Origin of the sequence: Sporosarcina psychrophila, from assembly GCF_001590685.1 — a bacterium.
GTDB classification, from domain to species: Bacteria; Bacillota; Bacilli; order Bacillales_A; family Planococcaceae; genus Sporosarcina; species Sporosarcina psychrophila.
Genome location: NZ_CP014616.1, coordinates 1,964,299 through 1,984,430 on the forward strand (window position 1 = coordinate 1,964,299; position 20,132 = coordinate 1,984,430).

Here is a 20,132-nt window from a genome sequence, read left to right on the forward strand (position 1 = left end):
CTATTTGATACTAACTTCATTGAAGAAAGACGCACTACATGCTGCACTAATCTCCGATAATGAAATGAGCTTCCCTATATAGAGACTATATAGCGAAGGCGCGACTTCGCGGGAGGCATCCACAAAGCGTCGAAGCGGTATTGGAAGGAATTACAATTAGTGCTAAGTATCGGGATTTTTTCAGTTGCTTCCCAAAAGTCCATGTAAAGCACATACGCCGTATTCATTTGTTCAACATATATAGAGGATAGTAATGTCAACAGACACTGAACTCATTTTTTTTAAGAAAACTTAACTTTTTTATAATCAATATATTGACTTAGAGGCAGTAATGAAATGATGAAATCAATTTGTTATCTTGTAACTCCATTACTTAAAAGGATTTTTACAGTATACTATTTGTCTGTATGTGATTTAAAAGTGCGTACTTCACAATTTTGACTTTAGGATATACACTAAGTTTGCACCGAAAAACGAATAAAAGGAGAATGAAAAAATGAAATTACAATTAGCATTAGATCTTGTTAACATCCCAGAGGCCATCGAACTTATTAAAGAAGTAGAGGAATATATCGATATCGTTGAAATCGGTACGCCAGTTATAAACAAAGAAGGACTAAAAGCAGTTGCAGAAGTAAAAGCTGCATATCCTAACCTAGAAGTTCTTGCAGACCTTAAAATCATGGATGCTGCAGGTTATGAAGTAGGTAATGCTTCTGCTGCAGGCGCTGACATTATTACTATTCTTGCGCAAGCAGAAGATTCATCTATTAAAGGTGCTGTTGAAGCAGCAAAAAAAATCGGTAAAAAAATATTGGTCGATATGATTGCAGTAAAAGACATTAAAACACGTGCTGCAGAGCTTGATTTGATGGGCGTAGATTATATCTGTGTACACACAGGCTATGATTTGCAAGCAGAAGGTAAAGATTCATTCGCAGACCTACGCACAATTAAAAGCATTGTAAAAAATGCTAAAACTGCTATTGCTGGTGGTATTAAGCTTGAGACATTACCAGAAGTGATTAAAGCACAACCAGATCTAATCATTGTTGGTGGTGGAATCACAAGTAAAGACGACAAAAAAGCAGAAGCTGCACAAATTCAAAAGCTAATTAAAGAAGGCGTGATGGTATAACATGAACACCACAAGTTACGCAGATGAAATTTTGGCTGAGCTAAAGCGAACCATTAATCTAATTAATAGTGAAGAAGCCGAAAAATTAGTAGAAGGAATTTTATGTGCGAAAAAGGTATTTGTTGCAGGTGGGGGTCGATCTGGATTCATGGCTAAGGCATTCGTAATGCGAATGATGCACGTAGGTCTTGATTCGTATATTGTAGGCGAAACGGTAACTCCGAATCTAGAACCAGATGATATTTTCATTGTCGGTTCTGGATCCGGTGAGACCCAAAGTTTGGCTGCAATGACTAAAAAAGCGAAGAGCATTGGTGCAACAGTGGTAGCTGTTACCATTAATCCTGATTCTACAATTGGGAAGTTGGCAGATATTAAAATTGAAATACCCGCCCAAGCAAAAGGGGAAGGCAATAGTGGGAAGTCAATCCAACCGATGGGATCACTGTTCGAGCAATCGCTTCTCTTATTTTATGATGCAGTTATTTTGAGATTTATGGAGAAAAAAGAATTGAATTCTGAAGTGATGTATGGACGACATGCTAATTTGGAATGATATCTCTTACCTATGTACCGAGCCTGTATGGGGATATTTTCGGACTATAAAGGTACTTATTTGTTTCTAGTCCAAAGTGTGCAAACTTTATGTGAGCTAATCGTACAACCAAATCTGCGATGGTTAAAAGAATAAACAAAAGAACTGATTTCGCTTTTTCGAAAAGGAAATCAGTTCTTTTGTTCATTCATACTATCGGTGTACTTTTTTAGTATATCTATCCTGTAACCAAAGTTGCTTTACTAGACAGCTAACTGAATAACATGCGAGGATAGTTAGGTATAGCAATGTGCAAAGCAGGAAAGGAATTAAAAGAGAGCGCTGATTATCGAATAGGAAATAGTTAATGATTTAGTTTTTAATAAAGTCTGTATATGATTGAATTCAAAGTACGTACTTTTTTCATACATAGTGGTGAAAAGTATACTATGATAGAGAATGGAGGTGGAGTAAATGCCGAACTTAGGGGAGAAAGCGTTTAATTGTGAAAAAGAATTGACGCTTGCTATTATTGGCGGCAAGTGGAAAATGCTTGTGTTATGGCATCTTGGCAAGGAAGGAACTAAACGCTTCGGTGAATTAAAGACCCTCATACCTGGTATCACCCAACGGATGCTTGTAAATCAATTGCGTGAACTTGAAGACCATTTGATTGTCCATCGCGAAGTATATGCTGTTGTTCCTCCAAAAGTTGAGTATTCACTTACTGAACATGGTAGAAGTCTTATGCCAATTCTAGAAACAATGTATGAATGGGGTAAAGATTATATGGAGAATGTCTTGGAAGTGAAAACTGACGACCTATAAATGGGTACGTCAGTTTTTTGATTTAAGAAGACTTATGCAAATCACTGATACAATACGACGCCTTTCTACATATGGTATATAAGTACTTATGATTTTAGAAAGGGTGATAATAACAATGGATTCCTACAAAAGAAAATATCCCTACAAGAAGAAACAACCCAACATTCTGTTCTTAATGGTTGATCAGGAACGCTTTCCATCGGTTTATGAAACAAAGGAATTGAAGGAATGGCGAAAAGAAAATTTAGTTGCGCAAGAATTACTACGGAAGAATGGTATGGAGTTTTATAATCATTATGCTGGGAGTACAGCCTGCTCACCAAGCCGGGCAACATTATATACTGGACAATATCCTTCGCTTCACGGCGTTACTCAAACGCCAGGTGCTGCTAAGGGATCATTTGACCCAGATGTATTTTGGCTTGATCCAAACACTGTTCCAACGATGGGGGATTACTTTCGAACAGCAGGATATGATACATTTTGGAAAGGGAAATGGCATGCATCAGACGAGGATATCTTAATCCCGGGCACGCATAATGCATTACCTAGCTATAATCCAGCAACTGGCGTTCCAAATAAAGAGCAAGAAAAAATATATGAAAAAGCGAACCGACTCGAAAACTTTGGATACTCCGATTGGATTGGACCGGAACCCCATGGCGCAGATCCTCGAAATTCCGGTTCGTCTGCGGGAATAGGCACAAGTGGGCGGGATGAAGTGTACGCTGCTGAAACAGTAAAGCTTATCGAATCCCTACATGAAATTTCAAAGTGTACGAATAACACGACACCTTGGTTTATAAAGTGCTCCTTCATAAACCCTCATGATATTGCGTTATATGGAGTGCTATCCGCAGTTTCCCCGAATTTCAATTTTGAAGTCGACCCAACTCTCCCATACATCCCACCGGCACCAACAGTAGGGGAATCATTGTTTACTAAACCATCTGCTCAGGAAAGCTATCGTGTTACGTATCCAAAAGCATTACAACCGATAATTGACAATAATTTTTATCGTCAATTGTATTACAGCTTACAAAAAAAGGCCGACAATGAAATGCTTAAGGTCCTAACGGCACTTCAAAACTCAAGTTTCTATGACAACACAATCATTGTATTCACGTCTGATCATGGAGAACAACTGGGAGCGCATGGCGGACTCTATCAAAAGTGGTATAATATGTATGAAGAATCGATTCATGTCCCATTAATCATTCATAATCCAACCCTATTCAGAGGAGCTAAATATACAAATATGCTAACAAGCCATGTCGACGTACTTCCAACATTGCTGGGACTAACGGGAATAAACGTAGACTTAATCCGTGAAAATCTTTCAAAAGATCACACCGAAGCACTTCCGTTAGTTGGTAGAAATTTGACTCCATTATTTTATGGGCATGAAAGGTTTTTTGGTGCAAATGAACCACTCTATTTCATGACAGATGATGATATATTCAAAGGTTTACATCAAACAAATGCAATCACGGGCAAACCCTATAAATCGGTTGTTGAACCGAATGACATCGAGGCGGTGATTACTAAGCTAGAAACTGGAATAGATAAGAGCGATGAGATATGGAAATTCGCCCGATATTTTGACAACCCAAAATTTTGGACGAATCCAGGATCTAGTGATACAGTCATAACTGAACAAAATGGTTGTTATGTGCCGATAACAAAAACAGAACCAGTTCCGGAGCAATATGAGCTCTACAATCTTACTAAGGATCCACTAGAAAAAACAAACCTTGCCGATCCAGCATTTGCAACAATCGAATCGGCTATTATTCAACGAGTGTTAACAAAGGTGCTTGAAGAGCAGTGCAGAAAAAAAAGACTGACGCCAGCGAGTGGGAAAGTTCCTGGCATGCCGAATTGCAGTAAGGGTGAATAATTAGTAGGTGAGAAGCACAACTATGGGTAAGGAAATAAATCTTATTTGTTTCTATATCTGGTACTTTTTCTTGATAGTAATTCACACAAATAGTAATTAATAAGCCAGCGATTCAGTCGATTAATCCGACTGAACCGCTGGCTTGTTTATAATTAATTCGTTCACAAAGTACTACTGAAAAGTCCCATCTGCGTTTACTTTTTGGGAAGAGGAGCACCATTTATGGGGCCAATGTAAAAATCTAGGGAAAAAGCGTTAAGTTAGTGCTCCTATCTTCTTCTCTATTCGAGCAAATGATTTGAAACTTATTAGTGTAGCTATATATGCAAATACGCTACCAGTAAATAGTGGGATAATCCCAGGGAAAAGTGTAGAGACAAAGTAGATACCACCAGCTAAAGCGCCAATAGTGATGACTTCAATCGGAGATGTAATTGCGATTAAGAAAGACTGTTTGATGTATTGAAAGAACTTTAAGTTGAAATGTACATAGACTGGGAAGAAAAATAGTAATGTGATGATGCTTGAAATAAGTATGAAAATTAGTACGGGGAATAAAAACTGTAATTCACCACTATTTAACTGTAAGAAATAAAAATTGAAATAAAAGCAGTAGCTAATGACTAGAAAAATAAGTCCAAAACCATTTGTCTTTAAAAAGTCAGTCCGAAATAAAGTCCAAAACATAGGAAGTATTTTGAATTTCTCTTCACCTCGAATTAATTTACGGACAACTGCAAACATGGCAGCTGTAGCTGGAAAGATACCGAAAGCGATTAAGCCAACTAATGTAAAAAAGATCCAAAGCAAATTAATATAAGCTAACTCGATCATTCTATAAGAAATTCTATTAAATTTTTCCCAACCAACCATGTCTATCACCTCTCAATAGTTAACTATATATTAAAAACATTGAAATTAGCAACCATTAATATGCACAAATATGGAAGGATTTTAAAAAATTAATAATCGCATGTCCCCAATTAAAGACGCTTTAGAGACTTGTCTCTTGATGAGAAATAATGTAATCTGATAAAAATGGACGCGCAATTCAATTACTTCAGTCTATTTAATTGTTTTGAAAAGGTAATCACAAGTATTTTTGTTAACTGTAGTAGAGAAAGTTTGAAGGAGTACTCAAAAGATTCTTACCCAATCGGTTTAGAGCCGAGAAAAGTATATTGTGCAGTGAGAGTCGCTACCGAATTGCAAAGGGGGGGTAATTCATATTGTAGTTTAATAGACCAATTATAACTAAATCAAATCAATATAATTTGAGAGGGGTTATTTAGATGAGAAGAATTGGGTTTTTTCTATTATTACTATTACTTGGAGCTTTAATTGTAGGATGTAGTTCTACTGATACTGACACTGGCGCTGAAAAAGAAGAAACTGGTGAAGAAAAACCAGAAGTGGTGGGAGAAGAAACAGAAAAGGAAACGGGGCTCTCTGGTGAAATAACAGTTTGGGCACATCCATTTACCGGCGATCAAGAAACTGAGGGCGCGATGTGGGATGAAGTCATCGCTTCTTATGAAGAGCAAACAGGTGTGAAAGTAAATTTTGAACAGATTCCATGGGCCAATCGTGATCAAAAAGTACTTACAGCTTTAGCAGCAAACAATGGTCCTGATGTGTTTTACGTAATACCTGATCAGATGCCACAGTACGCTGATGCGGGTATGTTACTAGCGTTAGATCCCTATTTAGAAGGCTTTGATATTGATGATTTTGTAGATACAGCGTTAGTTTCTACAACTTGGAAAGATGAGTTATATGGACTGCCAATCTTACAAGAAGCCTACACATATTTATATAATGTCGATGTAATCAAAGCGATTGGTGAAGATCCTGCAAATTTACCTGCAACTTGGGAAGATTTTGAAAAGTGGGCTGAAAAAGCAAAAGACAAGGGCTTTTATGCAACAAGTTTTCAAGGTGGAGGATCAATGAATGGAACGTTATATCCATTCCTATGGCAAGCTGGCGGAGATGTTATTACGGCAGATAATGAAGTATTAATTAACAATGAAGCAGGAGTGGAAGCATTTGAGTTCATCAATAAAATGTATAACGAGGGCTGGATTCCGAAAGATTCAATTACTGCATTAGAACATGATGCACTATGGGAAGGCGGAAAAATGTTAGCAGTTCAAGGTTCAGGTATTTCAGTAAGTCGTATGTTAAGTCAAAACCTTTTTGAATTCGTTATTGCTCCACCAATGAAAAATAAGGAACAATTAACATATGGAACAACAGGGATGTTTGTAGCGCCAATTAATACGGATAATCCAGCAGCTGCAGCAGAATTTATCAAAGTCGTGACGGATTCGGATAATCAGAAGAAATTTAACACAGTCACACAGTATATCCCTACTAGAGAATCAGCTAAAGATATCTTTGGAGAGCAAAAATATCTTGCACAGCTAGCGGATTATACACAATTTGCATTACCGGGAGTTATCCATCCAGAAGGACGTACAATCATGCCGTTAATACAAGCTGAACTTCAAACGATGATGGAAGGGAAGAAAACACCAAAAGAAGCAGCAGATGCCGCCGCAAAAGCGATTGAAGGTAAGATCGGCAAATAAAATGTTAGTAAAGCAGAGAGTTTGATCAATAAACGATCAAGCTCTCTGTTACTAACTTACATATGAAAGGGTGATTACACTGAGTAATGCAGTAGCTTCTAAAAAGAGTAAATTGCCACTGGGAGAAAGAGTGAAGCGTGAGTGGAACCGTAATGCTATCGTATATATCTTTCTCATCCCTGTTTTAATCCATTTCATAATCTTTCAGATATATCCTTTTGCATTGAGCTTTTATTTAACATTTATGGATTGGAAAGTAATTGGTGACCCGGAATTTGTAGGACTTAAACATTGGAAGTACTTCTTGACCGATTCATTGGCGTGGAAAGCTATTTGGAATACGGTTAAATTTTCAGCATATTATATTGTGCCAACGATGGGCTTAGGGTTAATTTTAGCGTTAATTATCAATTCGGGTGTTAAATCAGCAGGATTTTTTAAAGGAATCTTTTTCTTGCCAGTGGTCACTTCATTCGTAATTATTGCCGGGATCTGGGGTTGGTTATTTAGAGGTACAGAGGCGGGAATGATCAACTACTTGCTTAGTTTTATTGGTATCGAACCACAATTGTTTTTATCTAATTCTAGCCAAGCCCTAGCTGTTTTAGCGGGATTGAGTATATTTAAAGTTGCCGGAAGTACGATGATTTATTACTTTGCTGGACTTCAGTCGATTGATCGACAATTGTATGAGGCGGCACGAATTGATGGGGCATCATCATTTAAAATATTTTGGACGATAACATTTCCATTATTAAAGCCCATTCACTTTTTTGTCGCAATAACAACAACAATCGGTTCGTTCCAAATTTTCGATTCAGCTTATTTATTAACAGGTGGAGGTCCGAATTATGCTACGACAACCATTGTATATTATTTGTATGAACAAGGATTTACAAGTCTTAACTTAAGTTATGCAGCTGTACTTTCTTATGTATTATTTTTTATTATCCTAGTTATCTCGCTTATACAGAGAAAATATCTAGGACAAGAATCGAATAATTACTAATGTGTAGATGACCGCAGAAAGGAGATTGAAAAAATGCTTAAAAAAATGATCTCGTATATAGCGTTAATTGTTTTGGGATTTTGTTTTCTATTGCCGTTTCTTATTATGATTTTAGGATCTTTTAAGGATGTTCAATATGCACAATTAGATCCATTATTCTGGATACCGGACCATCCTACAATGAAAAACTATTTATATATAATGAGAGACGGAATATTTATCAGATGGATTTTCAACTCTGTTATTATTACCGTCATTCCAGTAGCGAGTCAAATGATATTTTGTGCGGTTTTAGGCTATATTTTTGCGAAGAAGAAATTCCCAGGACGAGAAATCGTATTTTGGGTTTTCATGGCAGTTATCATGATTCCGCAGCAACTATTAATTATACCTAAATTCATTATGTTTTCTGATTTCGGTTGGATAAATACTTATTGGGCATTGATTGTTCCGGAGTTATGGGGAATTATGGGTGTATTTTTAGTTAGACAATTTCTACAAAATATACCGAATGATTTGGAAGAAGCTGCATATATTGACGGGGCGAATGATATACAAATATTTTTCAAAGTCATTTTGCCACTTTCGATACCTGTTGTAGCTACAGTGGGAACATTTTCATTTATTTCAAACTGGAATGATTTATTCCAACCACTGATTTACTTAACGCAAGAGAAAATGTTCCCAGTGACGCTTGGTTTAGCTTCAATGCTTGGGAAAGAAGGGAACTTTGGTATTGAAATGGCTGGTTCGACAGTTTCTTTTATACCGACTTTCCTCATATTCCTATTCTTCCAGCGTTACTTTACGGAAGGAATTCAAATGTCAGGATTGAAATAAACTGTCCCACTGAATAAGCTTCGGCTCTAAAGGATGCCTTCTGTCATAAGCCAAGCAGTTTCGCCGCTAGTCTTAGAGATTTAGCTGCCTCTTGTAAAGCGTCTTCGCTCAGTGTATATAAGGTATTCATTTGTTCAACTTATATAGGTAAAAATGATTAGAAAGGAGTGGAGGATACCGTTTGTACTTTAAAAATCGGCATTATTGGGCTAGATACATCGCATGTGTTGGCATTTACTAAGTTATTAAATGATCCGAGCAAAAGATACCATGTGCAAGGTGGAAAAGTAGTGATTGCTTTTCCAGGAGGATCACCTAATTTCGAGCTTAGCATGTCCCGGATTGACGGCTTTACCAGAGAACTCAGGGATAGCTTTGATGTTGAAATCGTGGATTCTATTGAGGAAGTTGCGCATGAAAGTGATGCGATTTTGTTGGAATCAGTCGATGGGGCAGTGCATCATGAGCAATTACAAAAGCTTGTTGCGTTTAAAAAACCTATTTTTATCGATAAACCTTTTAGTCTAAGTTCAAAAGTTGCTATCGCCATGATTCAATTAGCTGAGGGCAATCAGACACCCATTATGAGTACATCTGCGCTTCGTTATGCAGAAAATTTAACAAACGTTCTTAGAAATTCGGATAGAGGAAGTGTTATAGGTGCTGATTGTTTTGGACCAATGGAACTACTGGATAAACAACAAGGCTTTTTCTGGTATGGGATTCATATGATAGAGATGCTGTTTACTATTCTAGGTCAAGGCGCAAAGTCGGTAACGACCATAACAGAAAAAGAACATGACGTTATTACAGGCATTTGGAAGGATGGGCGTATAGGAACGGTTAGAGGTAATCGAAAAGGAAATGCTCAGTTTGGCGCATTGATTCACTTTGAGAATGGTACCGAATATGTCGATATTAATTTATACCAAAAACCTTATTACGCTAGTTTATTGGAGCAAATTATGGATTTTTTTCACGATGGAATTTCGAGGGTTCCTTTAAGTGAAACAAAAGAGGTTATCCGTTTCGTTGAGGCGGCTAACGAAAGTAGTCATTATAGAAAAACAATAATTATTTAACAAACAGTGAAAATACTATATCTTTCAGAGCTGAGGTTTTAGTAGTCAAATGAAAGCCGATGAAAAATACAGTGATTTTCCCATCGACTTATAAAGTTGTTTGTTATCTTTGCTCTTCCTCAATAAAGCTTAGTCGATAAATACGACGGGGCCTTCCTTTGTGCGATAATTTTTCTTCGCCAACAATATCAACCAGTTCAGCATCCATCCATTTTAATAGAATTCGGTTGGCGCTCCTAATGGTTACATTTAATGTCGAAGCTAATTCTTGGGCAGTATAATCAATTTTTTTATGCCTAGAAACGCGTGCCATTAATTTTGTCATATAGGAAGCTGACATCCCGGCCTTTTCAGCTTTATCTAACAAATGTGGGTCTGTAATGGCTAAATTATATCTTTCATATTGTTTATGGCTTGTTATATCGACAGGCCCCAAGACACTGCGATCTTCACGAACAATATAGCAAACGTTTCCACCTAAATCTTTTGATTGACGGAGCGCTAATCGTGCGTGATTGCCTGCTTCGGCAGCGGTACGGCCAAAGCCGACACCAAGACTTATCGTAATGCCAAGTTCATTTTTAATATCTTGGAGTAAGGGAATGAATTTATAGCCCCTTGTTTCACGTTCGAAAATACCGCGGGTGGTAATGAATGAATATTCTTCTCCACCTAAATTGATTAGATGCCCATCAAGCAGTTTAATATAATCAAGTAGCATTTGTTGGATAGTTAATTTTAATAATTGAACATCATGCTCAGAAGAATATTTTTCCGTTACACCTTTGAAATTGTCTATATTAATTAAACCGAAAACAATTTGCGATTCTTTATTTCTTCGTGTATTCGTTGCTAAGAGGGCTCGTTCCAAAGAAACGATCATATCCTGTTGAGTAGGTGTTACCCATTCATGGGGAATATGACGAGCAGATAATTGAATCGCTACGTCCTGAATCCCTGTAAGTGCAATTGCATTATAGTTCTGATAATTGTCAATATGGAATTGTACTATTTCCTCAATGATTGTACTTTGTAAAGGGTTTTTATAGATAAGAAGTTCATAATTGACTTCTTCAAGTTCTGATAAAATTTGTTCAACATACTTTTCTTCAACTGTATCAATGGACAGGCATTTTAAACTGTACCTACTTTTAATGATAAATAATGACCTGTAAAGTCCAGTGCCCATTAATGGCATATGATGCACAGGGATCATAAAATCGACAACTTGTTTGACGATGTTATATGAGTGATATTCAGTAAACATTAATACTTCGACATCGTTCATTAATTCCCTAGTTATTTCTGTGATAAGACTAGTAGGTTCGATGATTCGAAAAACAGGTTTAAAGTTTGGAAACGTTTTCAGTGTTTCCCGTGTTTGATCGACAAGTGCTTTTGGCCCGATGATACCGATATTAATATCTGAATTATCTTGTACATTATTCTTTCTATGCATAAATAGTTCCCTCCTTATCGTTGTAGAAAAGTGAAATAACGGGATAGTGTCTCTTAACCTAATGTTTTGTTTATAATACTTTCTTCTAGTAATTCTGTCAAAAATGAGAAATAACAGCGCTAATGCATGATAAAAGAAATTCGACATAAAAGGACTCAAATAAGACTTGTCTTTTAATGAAAGTCTACATACAATACTATTGAATAGCAATTTAGAAGTATCAGATAACTAGTTTTTATTAAATGAAAATAGGGAGTGTTGAAATGAAGACAATTGCAGAGCTTGAAGATCTTATGACGAAACCATCAACGGAACTAATCAATGATCTTAGATTAGTAGATGGTGATATCATAATTTTAGGTATTGGTGGAAAAATGGGACCAACATTAGCGAAGATGACGAAACGGGCGATTGATGAAGCGGGTTTGGATAAGAAGGTGATTGGCGTTTCTCGGTTTTCAAATGGCAGTTTAAAAGAAGAGTTAGAGGACTTTGGAATTGAAACAATCGCTGTTGATTTACTAAATGATGAGCAACTACAATCACTCCCGGATGTAAAAAATATTATTTTAATGGCAGGGAATAAATTTGGAACTGCTGGCAATGAACATTTCACATGGGCAATGAATGCTTATTTACCGGGTAGGATTGCAAATAAGTTTAAAAATTCACGTATCGTTGCATTTTCATCTGGTAATATTTATCCACTGACGAGTGTGGTGAGTGGTAATTGTTCTGAAGAGACAGCTGTTAGTCCGATTGGTGAGTATGCACAATCTTGTTTAGGGAGAGAGCGTATCCTAACAAACTTTTCTCGTAAAAATGAAACGCCACTGCTTCTATTTCGACTAAATTATGCAATTGATATGAGATATGGAGTGTTAGTAGAAATCGCTCAACAAGTTTTAGAAGGTAAAACTATTGATTTAACAATGGGGAGTGTAAACGTAATTTGGCAAGGAGATGCAAACGAATACGCAGTACGGTCCTTGCTACATTGTGATACTCCACCGAAAATAATGAATGTGACTGGACCGGAGACTATTTCAGTCCGTTGGTTGGCTGAAGAATTTGGAACGCGATTTGATAAGAAACCTATATATGACAATGAAGAACAGCCGACAGCATTGTTAAATAATGCTTCCAAAGCGCATCGGTTATTTGGCTATCCAAAAGTAACACTTCAACAAATGATTGATATGACGGCAGAGTGGTTAGTGAATAATGGAGAAACATATAATAAACCAACCCATTTTCAAGAACGAAAAGGAGCATTTTAAATGTTGAATCCTGCTGTGAAAAAACAATTACTTGAGGGAACTGTTATTCCGGCGCATCCATTAGCCCTAACAGAAGAACGGCAACTAGATGAAGCCGGTCAGCGCGCACTTACTCGCTATTATATTGATGCAGGTGTGGGTGGGGTAGCAGTTGGTGTCCATACAACTCAGTTTGAAATTCGTGATCCGCAGTTTAGTTTATTTGAAAAAGTATTAACCCTTGCGATTGAAGAGATGAGGAAGGCACTAGTTCCCGATTCATTCATAAAAATTGGCGGAATTAGTGGTCCCATAGAACAGGCGATTAATGAGGCGGAATTTATAAAAGCGATTGGCTATGACCTTGGATTGCTAAGTATGGGAGGTTTACACAACGCTTCTGAGGAAGAGCTACTTGATCGGACTGAAAAAATTGCTGAGATTATCCCGGTTATTGGATTTTACTTGCAGCCGGCGGTAGGGGGCCGGATTCTTTCCTATGATTTTTGGAGGAAGCTTGCTGATATACCGAATGTTCATGGCATAAAGATCGCACCTTTTAATCGATATCAATCTCACGATGTGATTCGAGCGGTTTGCCATTCCAAAAGAAATGAAGAAATAGCTATTTACACTGGAAATGATGACAATATCGTTAATGACTTGTTAACGACCTACCGTATTGATGTAGACGGTAAAAAGATAGAGAAACAGATTGTCGGGGGGCTACTTGGGCATTGGTCAGTCTGGACGAAAACAACAGTAGATATGTTTAATAAGATAAAAAACATTCGATCTAAAGAGGACATTCCAAGCGAATTATTAACCTTAGGGCAAGAAATAACCGATGCAAACGCTGCTTTTTTTGACCCGAATAATCAATTTAAAGGGAGCATTGCAGGTATTAATGAAGTGTTGGCAAGACAAGGGCTGTTGAAAGGTCGTTGGTGCTTACTTGATAAAGAAAAATTAAGCCCAAATCAATCGGAGGAAATAGATCGTGTGTATGTCGATTATCCGCATTTACATGATGATGCTTTTGTGAAAGAAAACTTAGACAAATGGTTTAAAGAGTAAGGAGCGGATGAAATGAAATCAATTGTCACGAGAAATCAAAATGTTCATATTGTTAAGTGTATGAAACCGGCGATTAAACCTTCCTATCTATTAATTAAAACACTGCACTCGGTCATTTCACCTGGGACTGAACTAAGCTTGATTGGAATTAGTGAGGATAGAGATATCACATTAGGCTATAGTGCGGTTGGTGTTGTTATGGAGTGTGGTGAAGGTGTGGAAGATTATCAAAAAGGGGATATTGTTGCCTGTTATGGTGCTCCATATGTAGGGCATTCTGACTGTCTATTAGTTCCAACGACATTATGTGCAAAGGTTCCGTCTGGCGTGGAGGCAAAGGAAGCAGCTTTAGCAGGAATTGGTGCGATTGCAATACATGCACTAAGGATTGCAAAACTAGAATTCGGGGAAACAATTGTTATTATTGGCCTAGGACTGCTTGGTCAAATGATCGCTAAAATAGCCAATGCTGCTGCATATAATGTGATTGCTTTCGATATTCAAGCAGAAAGATCCGCAATGCTTCATGAAGAAACGAGTATTCGTTCTTTTTCTACTATCCCAGAGATGGAAAGCGAAATCGAGAAATGTACGAAAAAATATGGGGCAGATGCGGTTCTATTATGTGCGGGTGGTAAAGGTTCATCGCTGACAAATCAAAGTTTAGAGTGGATTCGACATCAAGGAAAAGTCGTAATTGTCGGTGACATTGAACCGGACTTTCCTAGAAATTTACTGTTTGCGAAGGAAGCGCAAATACTTATTTCACGCGCTGGTGGGCCAGGACGATATGACCAAGTTTATGAGAAACAGGCAATCGATTATCCATACGGTTACGTTCGCTGGACAGAGGGAAGAAATGTGGCAGAGTACTTACGTTTAGTAAATGACAAGCGGATTAATGTCCAATCATTTTTAACGGATGAAGTTGATTTTCAGGATGCACCAGCTGCTTATGATGAGTTGTTCAATAAAAAGTCAACGACATTGACGAAGATTATTAACTATTAATAAGCCGAAGTAAAGATTCCCATCAAATCCGCTACGGCTATCCCTTGTAAGGCGCCTTTATTCAGTTTATATAATTAGTATTTTGAATAATTTTACTATTTCATCGCGTACTATTCCTATTATATAGAAGGGAGTTATGTCTATGTTGAAAGTTGGTGTAATTGGAGGAGGTTCTATTTCCGAGTTTCATATTATTCCATATATGAAAAACGATGGAGTAGAGTTAGTGGCGTTATGTGATAGCAATGAACAGCGTCTAGCCAAAGTTGGTGAGCGCTATAGTGTCACTGAACTATATAGTAACTATGAAGAGTTATTGCAAAATCCGGAAATTGATGCGGTTAGTATTTGTACGTGGAATAACACACATGCAGTGATTGCAATTGCGGCATTGGAAGCAGGTAAGCATGTTTTGGTTGAGAAGCCATTATCTATGACTGTTGCACAAGCATTAGCTGTCGAAGCGGCGGTTAAGAAGTCCGGTAAAGTACTACAAGTTGGGTTTGTCAGACGTCATGGAGACAATACAAAGCTACTCAAGCAATTTATTGAACAAGATGAACTTGGTGAAATTTATTACGCCAAGGCTTCCTGTTTAAGAAGGCTGGGAAATCCTGGTGGCTGGTTTAGCGATCAGTCGAAATCTGGTGGTGGGCCGCTTATTGATTTAGGTGTCCATATGATTGACATCTGTTGGTATCTGATGGGGAAACCACAACCTGTCTCAGTTAGTGGTAATACATATTCAAAGTTAGGCAATCGTAGCCATATACAAAATCTATCGTTCTACCAAGCAGCTGATTACGACCCTGCATTAAATGATGTGGAAGATTTAGCAAATGCACTCATTCGGTTTGACAATGGAGCCTCTTTGTTTGTAGATGTTAGCTTTACACTTCATGCCAAAGAGGATGAATTATACGTTAAATTGTTTGGTGAAAAAGGTGGAGCAGAAATTGAACCGAAATTAGTGATGGTAACGGAGAAAAGCAACACGATTTTAAATGTTACACCACAAGTTGATAATTTGAGCTTCGATTTTGAAAAAGCCTTTAAAAACGAAATCAATCATTTCGTTGACTGTTGTAAAGAAGGAAAAGAAACCATTGCACCTGTTGCTGATGGTGTGCAAATCATGAGAATGTTGAATGCCGTCTATGAGTCAGCAAAAACAGGCAAAGAAGTATATTTATAAATGAAAACGGTGGATAAAGATGTTGTCATCATAGGTGGTGGACTTGGTGGTTGTGCAGCAGCGTTATCGGCATGTGCCAATGGATTACACGTCTTGTTAACAGAAGAAACCGACTGGATCGGTGGTCAAGTCACTTCGCAAGGGGTGCCGCCTGATGAACATCAATGGATTGAAGAATTTGGTTCAACGAAGAGATACCAAGACTATCGTAAAAAAGTTCGAGACACTTATTTACGAACAATGGATGTAAAAGTTACTAAAACACTATTTAATCCGGGGAATGGTTTGGTCAGTAGCATTTGCCATGATCCGAGAGTCAGTCTACATGTATTGAATGAAATGCTCCTGCCATATGTCTTAACTAGCCAGCTTACGATTGTATTGAACACGGTAGCTACCTCGGTTGAAAGAAATGGCAGAACATTAACTAGCGTAACCTATAAAAATACTGTAACTGGAAAAGAAGAAGTGGTTACTGCACCCTATTTCATCGATGCTACAGAAGCTGGGGATCTATTGCCGTTAGCAGCTGTCGATTACGTAACAGGTGCGGAAGCGAAAGCAGATACACATGAACCGCATGCAATGAAAGTAGCCGATTCTGACGATATTCAAGCATTCACATATGTACTTGGTATGGAATACCGGCTAGGAGAAAATCATACGATACCGAAGCCGGAGATGTACGAGTTTTGGAAAGAATTCCATCCAGCTATATGGCCCGATAACTATTTAAGCTTTTTTGCGCCACATCCGATTACGAAAGAGAAAAGAGAATATACGCTTTTTCGTGAAGAAACAGGCTTCCCTCTTTGGGAATACCGACGTAGCTTTGATAAGCAACAGTTTAATACGCCAGTCGATGCTGGTGATGTCAGCTTAATGAATTGGCCACAAAGTGATTATTTCTTAGGTAACATTTACGATGTGCCCGATGTAGAAAAAGAGAAACATATCTATCAAGCAAAACAGTTAAGCTTGTCCCTTTTGTATTGGTTACAAACCGAAGCGCCGCGGCCTGATGGCAGTAAAGGATATCCAGGGTTGAAACTTCGTAAAGATCTATTCGCAACTGAAGATGGCTTAGCAAAAGCAGCCTATATTAGGGAATCGAGACGGATCAAAGCGGAATACACAATCGTAGAGCAGGATGTTTCACCTGATTTTAATGAAGGAAAGACAGGAAAGTTATATGTTGATCGTATAGGGATTGGCTCATATAGCATCGATTTACATCCAAGTATGACCGGGAGAACCTATCTAGATATAAAAGCGTTACCCTTCCATATCCCTTTAGGTGCGCTGATTCCGAAAGATACAGATAACCTGTTAGCAGGTAGTAAAAATATTGGAACAACACATATAACAAACGGTTGCTATCGCCTTCATCCAACAGAGTGGAATATAGGGGAGGCATGCGGTGCATTAGTTGCATTTTGTATGAAGAACAACACAGATCCCAAAACAGTTCGTGAAAATAAACTGTTGTTATCAGAGTTTCAAGATCAGCTAAGAGCAGATGGTTTTGAATTAGAGTGGCCAGCAGAATTTTATCGTTAGTGAAAGTCAATCGACGTGGAGGGATCGCATGAATATTAGTGTAAGTATGTATAGCTTGGCATCCACTATCCGGAAGGAAAACTGGTCGATTGTCGATTTCATTGACTATGCCAGCAGTATTTCAACGGAAGGGGTGGAATTGCTCGATATTTATTGGACGAATAAGGACGAAAAAGACGAAGAAATCGGAGAAGTACTTACCGCATTGAAAAGCTATAATTTACAAGTGTCTGCATATGATATCACGAATAATTTTGTGAAAGAAGCAGTTGAAGAACGTGCTGAAGAAGTGGCAAAGGTTTTACACGGTATTCAAGTTGCGAAAAAACTTGGAACGACAATTGTTCGCGTATTTTGTGGCGATATCCAAGGTGACTTAACATATGAAAATGGATCGGCCTGGATTATAGAAGGTTTGAAGAAATGTGCAGAAATAGCTGAAAAAGAGGGAATCTATTTAGCTATTGAAAATCATGGCTTATTAGCCGGTAAGAGTAAGCAAGTAAGCGAGATTATAAAGGCGGTGAATAGTCCTTTTGTAAAATCGACGTTTGATACGGGGAATTTTTTGCTTGTCCATGAAAAGCCGACAGAAGCATTTAAGCGGTTGAAAGATGAAATTGTTCATGTTCATTTTAAAGATTTTCGTGAAAAAGTAGAAAATGAGTCACTTCGTGGCTTTCGTTCATCAGAAGGGGTGGAACTAATCGGGGTTATTCCAGGTGATGGTGAAGTGGATCTCGCTTATATTGTAAATGGATTAAAAAATTCGAATTATGATGGTTGGTTATCTATTGAATATGAAGGACATGACGACGCGAAAATGGCTAATGAAGAAGCGGTTAATCGTTTAAGAAACCTATTGAGATAGGGAGTTGAAAGTAATCATGAAAATTGTATTTGCTAGCTTAGAGAAACTCGACTTTCGTAATACAGTTGAAAATGTAATTCTAATAGAGTCTGTTGAACAATTAAATAATACTACTTATGAAGATACTATATATGTGTTACCTGTTTCTGAAGAGTATATGGGAATTATAGCGGATGCCGGAAATGAAGTTTATATTCCATTCACTGAATTAACAGTTGACCATCAAAGTCTAGGATGGCATGTGTATTTTGATTTAGAAAACTATCCATTTTATCAAAAAGTAAAAGGGATGATCGATAAAGAAGAAAAACCTAAAGGCGTTTTTCGTTTTAGACGCATGGTGAATCAATATGAAAATAACTCATTGTTCACTGGTGACTTATATGTATTATCGTCATTACTTGGGGAGCCTCAACGTATTCAAGTAAAACAAACGGATCAAACTGTGATTCCAGTACATACGATTATTTTGATGGATTTTGGTGGAGGAACAATGGCGCATATTGAATATACAGTGACTAATCAGGAGCGAATAGAGCTTGAATGGAGCGGAATTAAAACGATCTTAGAATTTGATAGTGATCAGATGAGATCGATTCAGCAAGGAAGTAAGGCGTCTCTACCATTAGCCTATTCGGTCGATGCCATTTTAGCAACAGCTCAGAAAGTAGATCAGGTGCTCGTTAATCGATTGAATTATTTTAGTAACCTATTCAATGGAGGTGCTCATTCATGAAGGTTGGCATGATGAGTTTTGCACATATGCATGCATACAGTTATGCGGATGGCGTAAAGAGATTACCGAACGTTGAGTTAGTGGGCATCTTTGATGAAGATATTGAAAGGGGCCAAGAAGTCGCCAAAACATATAATACGGACCACTACACTGACCAAGCAGAATTTTTAGCATTGGAAATGGATGCTGTTATTATTTGCAGTGAAAACAATCGTCACAAAGAAATGGTTGTAAATGCCGCGAAAGCAAAGAAACATATCCTCTGTGAAAAACCAATTGCAACGAATCTTAGAGATGCTAAGGAAATGATTCAGGTATGTAAAGATCATGCTGTTATTTTGCAAATTGCTTACCCTGTACGCTTTAGCTCACCGATTCAACAAGTAAAAGAAATGATTGATAACGGAGAACTTGGTGATATTATAGCTTTCCGGACAACCAATCGGGGGCAGAATCCTGGTGACTGGTTTATTGATGAAGGACAATCTGGTGGTGGTGCTGTATTAGATCATACCGTACATATGGTCGATATCATGCGCTGGTATTTAAATGTAGAAGTAACGGAGGTCAATGCAATTATTGATTCCTATTTTCATGATATTGCTATTGATGATGCTGGTCTTCTCACACTAGAATTTGAAAACGGCGTGATTGCTTCTCATGATGCAAGTTGGTCCCGTTTTACAGAGTACCCAACATGGGGGGATGTAACGATTGAAGTGATTGGGACAAAGCAAACAGTGAAAGTAGATGCATTAAAAGAACATATTAGGATGTTCAGCAGTGGAGAAAAATCATTGCAACATGTTTTTTATGGAAACGATATGGACTTTGGATTAATAAATGATTTTATCAACTGTGTAAAAGAAGGAAGAGAACCTTCTATCACAGGTTATGACGGACTGAAATCATTAGAGGTTTCATTGGCGGCCTATGAATCAAGTAAATTTAAAAAGGCGATTAGGTTATAGACACTAATAAGGGCACTAGTTTTCGTCAATTATGATAGGAAGCTGTAGTGTCCTTTTGTTGTTTGAT

At 37.7% G+C, this 20,132-nt stretch carries 18 protein-coding genes; 16 read left to right on the top strand and 2 right to left on the bottom strand.

The genetic code is table 11. The features are described 5' to 3' along the window. The first annotated feature begins 496 nt into the window (after nt 1-496). From hxlA to AZE41_RS09430, 4 genes are all read left to right on the top strand, one after another. The gene (gene hxlA, locus AZE41_RS09415; RefSeq protein ID WP_067208465.1) at nt 497-1,138 is read left to right on the top strand and encodes a 3-hexulose-6-phosphate synthase; all 642 of its coding nucleotides are present in this window, start codon (nt 497-499) and stop codon (nt 1,136-1,138) included. 1 nt (nt 1,139) lies between these two features. Further along, on the top strand, nt 1,140-1,694 hold the full coding sequence (hxlB, locus tag AZE41_RS09420) for a 6-phospho-3-hexuloisomerase (protein WP_067208468.1): 555 nt from the start codon (nt 1,140-1,142) through the stop codon (nt 1,692-1,694). 453 nt (nt 1,695-2,147) lie between these two features. After that, a complete protein-coding gene (locus tag AZE41_RS09425; RefSeq protein ID WP_067208470.1) occupies nt 2,148-2,501 on the top strand; it encodes a winged helix-turn-helix transcriptional regulator in 354 nt (117 codons plus the stop codon). Nucleotides 2,502-2,616: 115 nt separating this feature from the next. Continuing rightward, a complete protein-coding gene (locus tag AZE41_RS09430; protein ID WP_067208473.1) occupies nt 2,617-4,401 on the top strand; it encodes a sulfatase family protein in 1,785 nt (594 codons plus the stop codon). Nucleotides 4,402-4,656: 255 nt separating this feature from the next. Here the strand turns inward: AZE41_RS09430 and AZE41_RS09435 are convergent, their stop codons facing one another. Further along, entirely contained in the window at nt 4,657-5,274 is a 618-nt protein-coding gene (locus tag AZE41_RS09435) for a YesL family protein (protein ID WP_067208475.1), read from the bottom strand. Between the two features lie 419 nt (nt 5,275-5,693). On the opposite strand from AZE41_RS09435, the gene AZE41_RS09440 reads away from it, so the two are divergent. The 4 genes from AZE41_RS09440 to AZE41_RS09455 all read left to right on the top strand — a co-directional run bounded on the left by AZE41_RS09440 (nt 5,694) and on the right by AZE41_RS09455 (nt 9,926). After that, on the top strand, nt 5,694-6,995 hold the full coding sequence (locus AZE41_RS09440) for a sugar ABC transporter substrate-binding protein (protein WP_067208477.1): 1,302 nt from the start codon (nt 5,694-5,696) through the stop codon (nt 6,993-6,995). A 79-nt stretch (nt 6,996-7,074) separates the two neighbouring features. Continuing rightward, nucleotides 7,075-8,004 (top strand): carbohydrate ABC transporter permease, encoded by a 930-nt coding sequence (locus AZE41_RS09445; RefSeq protein WP_067213918.1) that lies wholly within the window; start codon nt 7,075-7,077, stop codon nt 8,002-8,004. Nucleotides 8,005-8,037: 33 nt separating this feature from the next. Continuing rightward, nucleotides 8,038-8,844: a carbohydrate ABC transporter permease gene (locus AZE41_RS09450; protein ID WP_067208479.1), complete on the top strand. Its 807-nt coding sequence runs from the start codon at nt 8,038-8,040 to the stop codon at nt 8,842-8,844. A 167-nt stretch (nt 8,845-9,011) separates the two neighbouring features. Continuing rightward, nucleotides 9,012-9,926 (top strand): Gfo/Idh/MocA family oxidoreductase, encoded by a 915-nt coding sequence (locus tag AZE41_RS09455; RefSeq protein WP_067208482.1) that lies wholly within the window; start codon nt 9,012-9,014, stop codon nt 9,924-9,926. 103 nt (nt 9,927-10,029) lie between these two features. Here AZE41_RS09455 and AZE41_RS09460 read toward each other — a convergent pair whose 3' ends face one another. Beyond that, nucleotides 10,030-11,385, bottom strand: a complete 1,356-nt coding sequence (locus tag AZE41_RS09460) for a GGDEF domain-containing protein (protein WP_067208484.1) — start codon at nt 11,383-11,385, stop codon at nt 10,030-10,032. 263 nt (nt 11,386-11,648) lie between these two features. Here AZE41_RS09460 and AZE41_RS09465 point away from each other — a divergent pair, with 263 nt between their 5' ends. The 8 genes from AZE41_RS09465 to AZE41_RS09500 all read left to right on the top strand — a co-directional run bounded on the left by AZE41_RS09465 (nt 11,649) and on the right by AZE41_RS09500 (nt 20,065). Beyond that, on the top strand, nt 11,649-12,665 hold the full coding sequence (locus AZE41_RS09465; RefSeq protein ID WP_067208486.1) for an NAD-dependent epimerase/dehydratase family protein: 1,017 nt from the start codon (nt 11,649-11,651) through the stop codon (nt 12,663-12,665). Then, nucleotides 12,666-13,721, top strand: coding sequence for a dihydrodipicolinate synthase family protein (locus AZE41_RS09470; RefSeq protein WP_197485385.1), 1,056 nt, complete (start codon nt 12,666-12,668; stop codon nt 13,719-13,721). It abuts the gene before it with no gap. Between the two features lie 12 nt (nt 13,722-13,733). Beyond that, a complete protein-coding gene (locus AZE41_RS09475; RefSeq protein WP_067208488.1) occupies nt 13,734-14,732 on the top strand; it encodes a zinc-dependent alcohol dehydrogenase in 999 nt (332 codons plus the stop codon). A 142-nt stretch (nt 14,733-14,874) separates the two neighbouring features. Beyond that, complete coding sequence (locus AZE41_RS09480; protein WP_067208491.1) at nt 14,875-15,927, top strand: Gfo/Idh/MocA family protein; 1,053 nt, start codon at nt 14,875-14,877, stop codon at nt 15,925-15,927. Continuing rightward, nucleotides 15,928-17,487 (top strand): FAD-dependent oxidoreductase, encoded by a 1,560-nt coding sequence (locus AZE41_RS09485; RefSeq protein ID WP_067208494.1) that lies wholly within the window; start codon nt 15,928-15,930, stop codon nt 17,485-17,487. 28 nt (nt 17,488-17,515) lie between these two features. Beyond that, on the top strand, nt 17,516-18,358 hold the full coding sequence (locus AZE41_RS09490) for a sugar phosphate isomerase/epimerase family protein (RefSeq protein WP_067208497.1): 843 nt from the start codon (nt 17,516-17,518) through the stop codon (nt 18,356-18,358). Nucleotides 18,359-18,374: 16 nt separating this feature from the next. Next, nucleotides 18,375-19,094: a hypothetical protein gene (locus tag AZE41_RS09495; protein ID WP_067208499.1), complete on the top strand. Its 720-nt coding sequence runs from the start codon at nt 18,375-18,377 to the stop codon at nt 19,092-19,094. Further along, nucleotides 19,091-20,065: a Gfo/Idh/MocA family protein gene (locus tag AZE41_RS09500; RefSeq protein WP_067208502.1), complete on the top strand. Its 975-nt coding sequence runs from the start codon at nt 19,091-19,093 to the stop codon at nt 20,063-20,065. The genes AZE41_RS09495 and AZE41_RS09500 overlap by 4 nt, the downstream gene beginning before the upstream one ends. The last annotated feature ends 67 nt before the right edge of the window (nt 20,066-20,132 follow it).